Source organism: Cyanobium sp. NIVA-CYA 375, assembly GCF_056108345.1.
On sequence record NZ_JBSYHW010000071.1, the window covers coordinates 1 to 11,857 of the forward strand.

12 protein-coding genes are annotated in these 11,857 nt (G+C 57.0%); all 12 read right to left on the reverse strand.

Features of this window, described 5'->3' with window-relative positions; genetic code table 11:
• Positions 1-38 precede the first annotated feature (38 nt).
• Positions 39-257: an HAD hydrolase-like protein gene (locus AC01FP_RS13915; RefSeq protein WP_474481051.1), complete on the reverse strand. Its 219-nt coding sequence runs from the start codon at positions 255-257 to the stop codon at positions 39-41.
• A 2-nt stretch (positions 258-259) separates the two neighbouring features.
• Positions 260-1,225, reverse strand: coding sequence for an NAD-dependent epimerase/dehydratase family protein (locus tag AC01FP_RS13920; protein ID WP_474481053.1), 966 nt, complete (start codon positions 1,223-1,225; stop codon positions 260-262).
• 32 nt (positions 1,226-1,257) lie between these two features.
• Entirely contained in the window at positions 1,258-2,367 is a 1,110-nt protein-coding gene (locus tag AC01FP_RS13925; RefSeq protein ID WP_474481055.1) for an N-acetylneuraminate synthase family protein, read from the reverse strand.
• 18 nt (positions 2,368-2,385) lie between these two features.
• The gene (locus AC01FP_RS13930; protein ID WP_474481057.1) at positions 2,386-4,245 is read right to left on the reverse strand and encodes a thiamine pyrophosphate-binding protein; all 1,860 of its coding nucleotides are present in this window, start codon (positions 4,243-4,245) and stop codon (positions 2,386-2,388) included.
• The gene (locus AC01FP_RS13935) at positions 4,242-5,351 is read right to left on the reverse strand and encodes an FkbM family methyltransferase (RefSeq protein WP_474481058.1); all 1,110 of its coding nucleotides are present in this window, start codon (positions 5,349-5,351) and stop codon (positions 4,242-4,244) included. The genes AC01FP_RS13930 and AC01FP_RS13935 overlap by 4 nt, the downstream gene beginning before the upstream one ends.
• A gap of 3 nt (positions 5,352-5,354) precedes the next feature.
• Entirely contained in the window at positions 5,355-6,680 is a 1,326-nt protein-coding gene (gene rfbH, locus AC01FP_RS13940) for a lipopolysaccharide biosynthesis protein RfbH (protein ID WP_474481060.1), read from the reverse strand.
• 110 nt (positions 6,681-6,790) lie between these two features.
• Positions 6,791-7,120, reverse strand: a complete 330-nt coding sequence (locus AC01FP_RS13945) for a DUF2335 domain-containing protein (RefSeq protein ID WP_474481061.1) — start codon at positions 7,118-7,120, stop codon at positions 6,791-6,793.
• A gap of 514 nt (positions 7,121-7,634) precedes the next feature.
• Positions 7,635-9,122: a lipopolysaccharide biosynthesis protein RfbH gene (gene rfbH, locus AC01FP_RS13950; protein WP_474481063.1), complete on the reverse strand. Its 1,488-nt coding sequence runs from the start codon at positions 9,120-9,122 to the stop codon at positions 7,635-7,637.
• An 83-nt stretch (positions 9,123-9,205) separates the two neighbouring features.
• Positions 9,206-9,451, reverse strand: coding sequence for a hypothetical protein (locus AC01FP_RS13955; RefSeq protein WP_474481065.1), 246 nt, complete (start codon positions 9,449-9,451; stop codon positions 9,206-9,208).
• 157 nt (positions 9,452-9,608) lie between these two features.
• On the reverse strand, positions 9,609-10,697 hold the full coding sequence (gene rfbG, locus AC01FP_RS13960) for a CDP-glucose 4,6-dehydratase (protein WP_474481070.1): 1,089 nt from the start codon (positions 10,695-10,697) through the stop codon (positions 9,609-9,611).
• On the reverse strand, positions 10,697-11,467 hold the full coding sequence (gene rfbF / locus AC01FP_RS13965) for a glucose-1-phosphate cytidylyltransferase (protein ID WP_474481067.1): 771 nt from the start codon (positions 11,465-11,467) through the stop codon (positions 10,697-10,699). The genes rfbG and rfbF overlap by 1 nt, the downstream gene beginning before the upstream one ends.
• Positions 11,464-11,857, reverse strand: a 394-nt coding sequence (locus AC01FP_RS13970; RefSeq protein ID WP_474481069.1) for a hypothetical protein, incomplete at its 5' end; no start/stop codon positions are given. The genes rfbF and AC01FP_RS13970, both read right to left, overlap by 4 nt.

Sequence of the window (11,857 nt, forward strand, 5' to 3'; positions counted from 1 at the left end):
GGGATCGGGCTTCATTACTCGTTCTGACGGAGTGTTGCTCACCAATGCCCACGTGGTGGAAGGATGGAGATTGGCTGCCTGGGCGCGAGGAGCGCAACGGTCTCGCGCAGAGGAGGACCAATCAGCGATGAATCCAAGGGCTGAACTGGCTTGACCTCTGAAAGCCTGAAAGCATTTTCCAGACTGGCGAGTATCCCGATCGATGAATCTATTAGGGTCCCATCGAGATCAAAGATGATGGTACGGGGAACGCCCATAATTACGCGACCTGGTGCGAGCGTGCAGTCATCAGAATCGCATCATCCAAAGGGACCGTGACAGAAAGATCGTGCATGGAGCAAGCCTTATTGATGTCAGGAACATAGCGATTTCGACCAGCCAAGTAGTTGGCTGAACCCAGGATGTGGACAGCCTTCTCTGGCGCTATCAGATCTCTGACTCGGTGGGCCAGTTCGGCGATACTGATGGCTTCATCAGAGCCAACATTATAAGCTTCGCCAGAGATTCCCTTTTCAAGAAGGGTCCAGAGCCAATGGGCAAGATCACTTTGATCCATGTAAGAGCGAACAGGCGAACCATCACCAGCCACAATGACAGACTCAGAGAACAAGGCGTCTCGGATAAAGTTTCCAATTGCGAAGTGGACGTCCAAAGGCAAGCCGGGGCCAATAAACGCAAAACATCTTGCAATGACAACCTCAATGCAGAAAGAGTCCAGGTAGAGATGACAGAGATGCTCTGCGGCACGCTTACCTAAACCATAGGCATTGGCGGGCTTAGAGAGATCTGGACTTCCCGGCCAAGCTTCATCGAAACCTTTGAGATCCGGGGGCTGACTCCCATAGACAGCCCCAGAGCTGACATAGAGGAATCGTTGGACGCCACTTTGGACTGAAAACTCAAGAAGATTATGGGTTCCTGTGATGATCTGATCAAATCGTTTCAAAGGCGACAGCCCTGGGCCGAAAGTCGAATCTGTAGCGGCATGAATGACATGGGAGTATTGCTTCGATGTTGGCAGCGAGCGCCTGTCGAGTATGTCACCTTGATACATCAGCAGATGTGGAATATCTCGAAACTGCGGATTCGCATCCAAGAACGCCTCAGTGTTTCTACTAAGAACGGTTAATGTAAAGTCGGATCCTCGAGTTGGCAGAACTAAGAGCAGGTACGGCAACAAGGCTTTGCCGAAGAAGCCCGTTCCACCGGTAATCAGAATATCCATCGACCCAGGAATAAGGAGAGTTGCAATTGTTGCTATGGATCAATGCCACGATCGAGAATGAGCTGCCGCAATGCTGGATTCTCACTGTAGGGGCCGTCGATATGATCAACCGTGAGTTGTTCATTGCCAGTGATCGTTCTTGTCAGGCGTTCGCCATTTACCACTTCACGGCAGGAGAGCTGGCCTTTGTGCAGAGGAATGGCGAGGTAGAAGTCCTCGTCAAATGTTTCGGAGGAGAAAACATACCCTTCCGGCAGTTCGTGGCGTGCATAGACACCGCGAACCAGCTCATCAAGATAACGCCTTTCTTTTTCCGTTATGTTGCGTCTTGCTTCGCCTGGACCACCGCACATTTGAACAGCTTTGTGAAACGCCTTGAACCACTGATCCACTTGATGGGGCAGAGAACAGTAGGGGCTTACGGGAATGCCGTTATGGTCGATATCGATGTGCCGCTCCCAGGTTCGTGCCCCTTTGGCGTAAGTGAGCAGCATTGAGTTCTGCCAGTCGGTCATCTCATGCGTTGAAAAGCCGATCACATGATTAGGGAAGCGCTCTCGAAGATAGTCAATCTGATTGAGTTCCAGCTCACAATCCTGAGAGGGGTAAAGGGAAACACAGTGGTTGATCGCCAGAGGTATGCTGCGATTCTCGAAGAATCGGACACAGTCGTCAATCGTTTTGTCAAATGCACCACCTGTTGAGATAATTACAGGCTTACGAAGTTTCGCAACACGCTCAAGCAGAGGCCACGTTGCGATGTCAGAGCTTGCAACCTTAATGATGGGCAGGCTAAAAGTATCGCAAAGGTCAACGGAAACTTCATCAAAAGGGGTTGCCATGGGAATGCAGCCACATTTCACAACTTCTTCTATGAGAATCTTGAATTCATCGATGGACAGCTTGGTGGCTTCCGTCTTTTGGATATAGCGTGATTCGGCGTGCCCCTTGAAAGTGGGATGCACAAAGCTATCAACATCACGGAATTGTAACTTAATTGCCGTGCGAACCGAATTCACGCGGGCAACGGTTGCAAAGTCACGAATGATCTTGATACCGCGATCAAGGTCACCCCAATGATTATTGGCAAGCTCCAATACAAACAGGTTTTCAAACGTAAAGCGGTCAGTGGGGGAGATCATGAAGAGGAGTGGTGTGATTCAGAGTGCGGATGTATGCTCAAGGAGGTAGCTGCGAATGGAGTGCAGCTTCTCAGCAGGAAGGTGAGGAAACATGTCATCCAGCTCAGGCGTTCGAATCACGCCATCCACGAGCTTTGACTTCAGGCGTGGTTCAAACTCCTGACCTTCGTAAAGCTTGACAACGCAGACCCGCGGACCGTTGGTTTCGAGCAATACTTTCTTCAGCATCGCATCAATGTCTTGATCATCGCTAAGAGTGGTGACTGGCAAGCCAAAGGCTTCGGCAACACGGGCAAAATCAGGAAAGCTCACACCTGACCCTGGCGAAGCACCATGTTCGCGGCCGAAGAAGTTCGATTGAGTCTGCTTAATCGAGAGGTAGCCGTTATTGTCTAGGATAAGAAGCACCACATCCAAATCGGAGGAGGCGAGGGTCTGCAGTTCCTGCAGATTCATCATCAATGAGCCATCGCCTGCCAATACCACGGTGGAACCTGTCTCTCCTAATTCCTGACCTGCCAAGGCCGCACCGATCCCAGCCGGCAGGTCATAGCCCATGGAGGCGCAGCCACTATTGCTGAACATGCGCTGTCTTCCGCGCAAGGGCAGAATCTGAAAAGGAACAATGCAAGCTGTCGCATCCCCGCAAACGATGCGTTGATCACCCTTCAGATGCCGCGCCAACGCAAACATGAAATGATACGGGTTGATACCGTTGCCCTTTGGGGGCTGTCGATAGTCCGCTGCGGTTGCCGCATGATCAGTGGCAACTTTCCGGAGCCTTGAGCGCCATTGCTTGCGATGATCGACAGCTTGTTCAGAAGTGACCCCAGGTGAGAAGTTCTGCAGATGGTCCTGTGCTGCCGTGATGAACTGCCTGATGTCCGCTTGAATAGGTAAGGTGATATTGAGATAAGGCTTTTGCAGTTCTGCCGCATCAACGTCAACCATCACGATCTTCGCGTGGCTTGCAAATGCAGACCAGTTATAACTAACTTGGCGAATATTCAGGCGAGAGCCAAGAACGATCAGCAGATCACATGCCTGAACTGCGAAGTTGCCCGGTCGTGTTCCGATGGTGCCAGGCCGGCCAATGAACAGTTCATGGTTATTATCAATGATGTCATGGGTCCACGCCGTGACGATTGGTATCTGCAGAGTCTCAGCAAACTGCAGCACTTCCTGCTGGGCTCTAGAAAGACGCACTCCTGTTCCCAGTAGCAACAAGGGTCGCTTGGAGTGGCTTAACAAGGTGGTGAACTCAGCCAGATCCTGTACGGAGATCGTAGGCAGTGATGTTTGCTGGTCTGCTTCGATCAAGGGCTGATGTAGACAGTCCTGAAGCAGCGCCGAACGAGTTCCTTGGATGTCCACAGGAATCTCAATCCAACAGGGGCCGGGGCGTCCACTTGAGGCCAGTTGGATGGCACGGTCGACTGCTGCAATGGATTCCTCTGCAGAACGCAGGGAATGGAATGATTTAACAAAGGCTGGAATGTAGGCATCGGACCGTGCCTCCTGGTCTCCGAGTTGGCGCAGCGGCAGAGCGCCAACCCTTTCGAGCAAGGTTTCGGTTTTGACCTGGCCGGAGACGATAATCATCGGAATCGAGTCCGTGTAGGCTCCAAACACGCCGTTCAGTGCGTTGATCGCTCCCGGCCCCGATGTGACATTCACCACGGCTGGTTTTCCTATAATGCGTGCGTAACCCTCTGCCGCAATAGCGCAGGCTTGTTCATGATGTAGATATGTGCATGCAATCCCTCTAGCTTCACCAAAGCTGTCATTGAGATGCATCGCACCTCCACCCGTCACCGAGAAGCTCCTTCTGATGCCGAGCAGTGACAGACGCTGAGCAACGTAGTCAGAGACTTTCATGATTTCTTTGCTCCCGGGATCGCATAGAGAACAGTATCAAAGGAGTTATTCATGTGCTGGCGCATAAAGTAATCATAGGGTATGCCATCAAGAAGGTCAATCAATGCCAGCGGAAGATGCACGACATCCAGGGGGCGGTGGTAAAGGGAGATGGCGAGAACAGCATGAGATCGCTGCAAAAGCTCACGCATGCCTCTCAACGCCGCGAGATCATGCCCCTCAACATCAACCTTGATGAAATTAAAACGCTCGGCAGGCATGATGTTGTCGAGCGATGCGATGGTGATGAAATGAGTTGTTGCGTTGTCAGGATCGCCACCGACACTCACAGTTGCGGCTTCTCCCTCTCCAGCCAGGCTCAAGCAGGTGAATTCATCGCCCGCTCCAATTGGTAAAAGATAAGGATTCAGGCCAGGATACAGGCGAGCGAGGCGTACAAGATTCTTGGTGAGCAGGGAGTAGTTTGCTGGATCAGGTTCAATCAGTACGGCTTTGGCAACGGCAACATGCTGGGCCAGCGCTTCAAGTGTGTCACCGTCATAAGCTCCCACATCGAGAAAAGTGACTGGCCTTTCAGTAGGCAGAGCATCAAGTGAAAGCGGGTTGAAATATTGGTTTTCGGGGGATGTGTAGGAAGAGAAGCCAAGATCATCGCCTGAGCGGAAAGCAAGAATCCGATCAAGTGTTTGTTTGCTCTCGGAATCAGCAAGTATGGAGACAAGTTTCAGGTAGTCCGGATCCTGCTGCCAAGAGGAGAGCGTCCTGGGATTTGAGTCAAGCCAGTAACACCAGCCCAGTTCCTGGTGAAGGTGGGGGTAATAATCCCATGGCCAGACAATGCGACTGAAGCCGTTGGCATCGATGATCGCGGCAAGTTCATCGTATGCATCTGAACAATTGAAGATGCCAACGACAATCGGGCAGTTTCCTCGTAGATCATGAGGAACAGTTTGCCATGTGTAGACAGGAAGCCCATCAACCTCAAGATGAGGGGATTGTTGAGTGGTGACAAAACCGAGAACTATATGGCTATTGAGTTGAAGGGATCGAGCAACCTTACGGGCATGGGAGCCCGCTCCGAAAATCAGCAAATTATCGTCGTTCATAACTTAAATCACCGCCTCCGAGGGAATGCAGGTGGTGAGCACGAAGCAGCGTATGGCTTCCACTTCCCTGGCCAGCATCGCTTGCGTCAACCCTGGATACGTCCCCAGAAACAGCGTGCTGGTCATGATCGCATCCGAGCCCGTCATCTCTCCCACCACGCGCAGCGATTCGGGTCGATCCGCACGCAACTGCACGAAGGCCGGCTGACGCAGCAGATTGCCGCCGAAGAGCATGCGGTTACCGATCAGATTCCGATCCAGCTCCTGAGCCAGCTCCGTACGGCTGAAAGCTGCCCCGGCCTTCACAGCAATCTTGAAACCAAACCAGGAGCAATCGGTGCGGCAGCCACTGCCATCCCAGCTGAAGCCCTGCTCCGGATCCCAGGCGGTGGCATGGGTGGGCAGGGCGAATTCGAGCACGTCCTCATGGGCCGCCAGGCCCCGGCGCAAGGTGTCCCAGTTTTGCTTGCGCGCCTCGATGAACTCCGGCAGCCGGCGCAGTTGCACCCGGCCGATCGCCGCCTGGGGATCGAGCGGTTTGAGGTTGAAGCCCAAGTGGCTGTAGGTGTACTTGTGGTCGTAGCCGGCGGGAAGTTCACCGAGCTGCCAGCCGAAGCGCTTGTTGCAGGTGTTATCGATACCGGAAGGGCACCAGCAGTCTCGGCCCCAATCGCGGAAGCTTTCGGCGATCACCTTGAGCTTCTGGTCGCGCACGATGTTCACCGCGCCTCCCTCGCCCATGGTGAGGTGGTGGGGCGGATAGAAACTCTGGGTACTGATGTCACCCCAGGTGCCGGTCCAGCGGATCACCCGATCGGGGCCCTCATCCAGGCCGGGGCTGTTTTCGGTAAAGCCCAGGCTCTCGGCCAGAGGGCGGGGCATGGAGTAGCTGCAGCCGAGGGCATCGCAGTTGTCTTCCACCAACCACAGGTTGTACTTGCGGCAGCAGGCCAGGGTGACGCTCAGATCGAAGGGATTGCCCAGGGCATGGGCCATCATCACCGCCTTGGTTTTGCCCGGGCTGTAGGCCGCCTCCAGTTGGTCGCAACGGGCATTGCCCGTGATCGGGTCGGCGTCGATGAACACCGGCAGCGCGCCCACCTGCACGATCGGCGCCACCGTGGTGGGGAAGCCCGCCGCCACCGTGATCACCTCATCGCCAGGCTTGATCCGCCGCGCCTCCGGCAGCTTGGGTGAGGTGAGCGCTGAGATCGCTACCAGATTGGCGCTGGAGCCGGAGTTCACCAGCAGGCTGTGGCGCACCCCCAGAAACGCCGCCAGCTCCTGCTGGAAGGCCTCGCCTTCCTTGCCCAGCGTGGAGGAAGGCATCTGCAGATTCAGCATCCCGCGGTGCTCTTGCCCAAGTTCATGCACCTCATCGCCGCTCAACATTTGAATCGGGGATTTCCCTGGCGTCGGTACTCTGTTCAGCACCTTGATCAGCTGTCTTTCCTGGCGCGAAAGGCGGTGCCGATCAGGGCTGCGGTCGCTCCAATTCCGACAATCCCACCGACCTGCTTTCCTTGAAAAATCGCTGTAATGCTGGCTGAACTCACGCCAACGGCCATCAGGATGCCCGCAATCAATCCCAGGTTGGCCCTGAAATTGTCTGCTCCCACGATGCGCCGTTCCAGTTCGTGGCGATGCTCCACTTCACGCTCCACCAAGGCCAGTAGCCGTTCCCCGGCATTGGGAATACTGCGCTCATAAGCCTGTATTTCAGTGGCTGGTGGCAAGACAGTGCTCACTTCGGCCTGCCAGCTCACCATCGTCACTGGTTCCGTCGGGATGCCCCGTGCTGGCGGTTGAGTCGGCCCAGATGGGCCGCTGATAGATCCCTCAGCCATTCAGGAGCTGGCTCAGTGCACGATTCCGATCCGCACGCAAGGCTGCTAGATCAAGGCGAAAACCGCTTGATCGCATCTGGCGACGCCGCGCTCGCCCCAGCATTGGACCTAAGTCCACAATTGCCGCAACTCCGGATGCAAAGCTGGGTTGCTGGAGCTGGAGACGGCGGTAGAGGGCTTGGGTCGGCTCCGATCGTGACAGCTGGAAAGCAGGAGGCATCTGGTTTACGCGGCTACGGAGAAGGTCGAAAGGCGGTTTGTTCCATCATCATGGCGCAAGTAAATGGAAGCAGGCAAGCGGGGCATTGAGCGCAAGGCTAGTTGGGTCCCTCCTTGGGTCGCTGAGAGCTTGCTGGCCCAGGCTTTTCAAGGCCCTGAGCTGCGGACTCTGATTGCAGCGGATCGGGGAGATCGCTGAATGCCCAGCTGCTTCTGCTCAGCGCTGGCAGAAGCTCCGAATCACCTCTATCTCCTTGGCCAGCATCGCCTGGGTGAGACCCGGATACGTCCCCAGAAACAGCGTGGTGTTCATGATCTCGTCTGAACCTTCCAACTCCCCCACCACTCGCAGTGCCTCCGGCCGATCCTGGCGGAGCTGCGCGAAGGCGGGCTGACGCAGCAGGTTGCCGCCAAACAACATGCGGTTGCCGATTTGATGGCGATCCAGCTCCTGAGCCAGCTCGGTGCGGCTGAAGGGCGCATTCGCCTTCACCGCAATCTTGAAACCGAACCAGCTGCAATCTGTGCGGCAACCGGAGTCATCCCAGGAGAAACCGTGCTCCGGATCCCAGCCGGTGGCATGGGTGGGCAGGGCGAACTCGAGCACGTCCCCATGGGCCGCCAGGCCACGGCGCAGGATTTCCCAGTTCTGCTTGCGGGCCTCAATGAACTCCGGCAGCCGCCGCAACTGAACCCGGCCGATCGCGGCTTGGGGATCAAGCGGTTTGAGGTTGTAGCCCAGGTGGCTGTAGGTGTACTTGTGGTCGTAGCCAGCGGGGAGTTCGCCCAGCTGCCACTCGAAGCGCTTGTTGCAGGTGTTATCGATGCCGCTGGGGCACCAACAATCGCGGCCCCAGTCGCGGAAGCTTTCGGCGATCACCTTGAGCTTGGCGTCGCGCACGATGTTCACCGCGCCCCCCTCGCCCATGGTGAGGTGATGGGGCGGGTAGAAGCTCTGGGTGCTCAGGTCGCCCCAGGTGCCGGTCCAGCGGATCACCCGATCGGGGCCTTCATCGAGGCCGGGGCTGTTCTCGCTGAAACCCAGGCTCTCCGCCAGAGGGCGCGGCATCGAGTAACTGCAGCCCAGGGCATCGCAGTTGTCTTCCACCAGCCACAGTTCGTATTTGCGGCAGAAGGCCAGCGTGACGGCCAGATCGAAGGGATTGCCCAGGGCATGGGCCATCATCACGGCCTTCGTTTTTCCCGGGCTGTAGGCCGCCTCCAGTTGATCGCAACGGGCATTGCCGGTGATCGGGTCGGCATCGATGAACACCGGCACCGCGCCCACTTGCACGATCGGCGCCACCGTGGTGGGGAAGCCCGCCGCCACCGTGATCACCTCATCGCCAGGCTTGATCCGCCGCGCCTCCGGCAGCTTGGGTGAGGTGAGCGCGGAGATCGCTACCAGATTGGCGCTGGAGCCGGAGTTCACCAGCAGGCTATGGCGCACCCCGAGAAACGCCGCCAGCTCCTGCTGGAAGGCCTCGCCTTCCTTGCCCAGGGTGAGCCAGAAGTCAAGCGTGCTGGCTACCGCCGCTTCCACTTCATCTTCCGTGAACACGCGGCCGGCGTAGGGGATGGTGCTGCCCTGCTGCCAGGGTTTGCGTTCGGGGTCAGCGGCGGGGCGGAAGCCGGCGTGCACCAGGCGGGAGTACTCGCGGGTGAGGCGGAGGATTTCCTGGCGCAGTGCGGCGGGATCGGTCATGCAGGAGTGGTGGTGGGCGGAGATAGGTTGAAAAAGTCTGGTAATGCAGATTGGCGCTGCGGTCTTGGTTGAGTTACTGAATCTCAGACCCCAATCGGCAACTGGGACTTCACTGGATCAGCCAGCAGGCGTGCCATCCCGGTGGGATCACTGATGTCTAAGCACAGCAATGTTGGCCCAATGAATTCCAGCGTGTAACCATCGCCCTCAACCACCAGATCAGGAATGCCACGCAGCGTGGGATGGCGGAACAGGATGGCACCGGTTTCGGCATCAACCAGGCGCTGCATGCCCTTGAGTTGGCTGGTCAGATGTTGGGAGAGATCCATCGTCCACCTCCACGGCGATTGGTCACAGTGCGCTCATCGGTCGGATACGTCGTCACGACCCGACTGCCATCCTGGCTGAAGATCACGACCCAAGGCCGCTCTTCCCAACAGAACACGCTGCCTTTGCCAGCGGCATGACGCGTGAGATCCAGCATCCTCAGCAGCTTGGGGGCCTGTAAGCCTGCAGATCCGCCAGGCAGCACTCCAGCGCTGGTGTGCCCTGGTGATGGGCGCGATACCAGCCCACAGTGCGGGCAATGGTGGTGGCGTAGTCCCAGCGGGGCTGCCAACCCAGCCGATGATGGGCTTTATCAATCTGCAGATGCAGCAGCCCCGCCTCGTGGGGGGCATTGGGATCGCTCTGATCGAGCCACTCGCCCGGCCAGTGGCTGAGCATGGTGGATACCAGCTCGCCCACAGGGCGGTTGCTCTCCAGCTGGGGGCCGAAATTGAAGGGCTCGCAGGGCGGGTCTGGATCAGTGGCCAACGCTTCCGCAAGGCGCAGGTAGCCACCCAGGGGTTCAAGCACGTGCTGCCAGGGTCTGGTGGCGGCCGGATTACGTACCCCGATCGGATCACCAGCCGCTAGGGCGCGCATCGCATCGGGCACGATCCGATCAGCAGCCCAATCACCACCGCCGATTACATTGCCGGCGCGGGCCGAGGCGATACGCAGAAGGGGTGTTTGGTGGGTGGCCGTGCCGCAGAAGCTATCGCGCCAACTGGCGATGGCGATTTCTGCAGCAGCCTTGCTGGCGCTGTAGGGGTCGTGGCCACCAAGGCGATCGGGCTCGCGGTAGCCATAGGCCCATTCGCGGTTTTGATACACCTTGTCGGTGGTCACCATCACCACCGCGCAGTGATGCTGCAATGGCTTGAGCGCCTCCAGCAGATGGAGAGAGCCCTGCACATTGGTGGCCCAGGTGCCGAGAGGATCGGCGTAACTGCGGCGCACCAGGGGCTGGGCGGCTAGGTGCAGCACCACTTCTGGTTGGCAGATAGCGACCAGCTCCTTGAGAGCGGCCAGCTCGGCCAGGTCGTCTTCTTGATGGTGCCAGGCGTGGGCTTGAGTCGGCCGTTCTGCCGCCAGCTGCCGAAACAGGTTCGGTGCTGGTTCTGGCTCCAGGGCATAGCCCCACACCTGGGCACCGAGCTCCTGCAGCCAGAGCAGCAGCCAGGCGCCCTTGAAGCCCGTGTGGCCCGTGAGCAGAACCCGGCGGCCACACCAAAAGCCTGTATCCAGCATCACCACAGCTTCCAGGGCGCCTGGCCGCTGGTCCAGAGCTCCTCCAGGTGGTGGCGATCGCGAAGGGTGTCCATCGGCTGCCAGAAGCCCTGGTGGTGGTAGGCCGTGAGCTGGCCCTCGGCGGCTAGGCCCCGCAGCGGCTCCTGCTCCCATAGGGTGGCATCGCTGTCGATACGATCGATCACCTCGGGCTCCAGCACAAAGAAGCCGCCGTTGATCCAGGTGCCGTCGCCTTGGGGCTTTTCCTGAAAGCCCTCCACGGCAGCGTCACTACCAATCTGCAGGGATCCAAATCGCCCCGGCGGCTGCACGGCCGTCACCGTGGCCAACCGCCCATGGCTGCGGTGGTGCTTGATCAGGGCCGACACATCCACGTCCGCCACGCCATCGCCATAGGTGAAACAGAAGCTGCCGCCATCAAGGTATTCCCGCACCCGCTTCAGGCGTCCGCCGGTCATGGTGGCTTCACCGGTATCCACGAGGGTGATCTGCCAGGGTTCGGCTTTCTTGTGGTGCACCTCCATCGAATTGAGCTTCATGTGGAAGGTCACATCGCTCATGTGCAGGAAGTAGTTAGCAAAATATTCCTTGATCAAATAGCCTTTATAGCCGCAGCAGATTACAAATTCGTTGATGCCGTGGGCGCTGTAGATCTTAAGGATATGCCAAAGAATAGGCTTGCCGCCGATTTCAATCATCGGCTTTGGCTTTAGGTGGGTTTCTTCGCTGATGCGGGTGCCTAGGCCGCCGGCGAGGATTACGGCTTTCATACAAGCTCTAGAAACTTGGCGATAATTCGTCGAATCTTTTTTTTCGAGCGCATAAAAAGCGTCGGAGGAGTTGAAGGAAGATGCTTAAATTCAAACACCGGCTTGACAGTGCATTCATTCAACCGCCTGGCCTTGCTGGTTGCAACAGCCGAAATCTCGTTAAAAATATTATAATCATCAAGGACGAGCTCTCTTGCACTGATAATAGAATTTATTCGCTTGGAGTATTCATCATTTTGCAACGCCATCGAAATTGTCTCAACTGCATCCGACGCTCTTAGAATATCTATGGGGATATAAGAATTAGCGGGGAAATATTCTTGGATATTAGGGCATCCATAATAAAGTGGCAGCGCAAAACCAAGGTATGAGTCGGCGATTTTTTCGGTC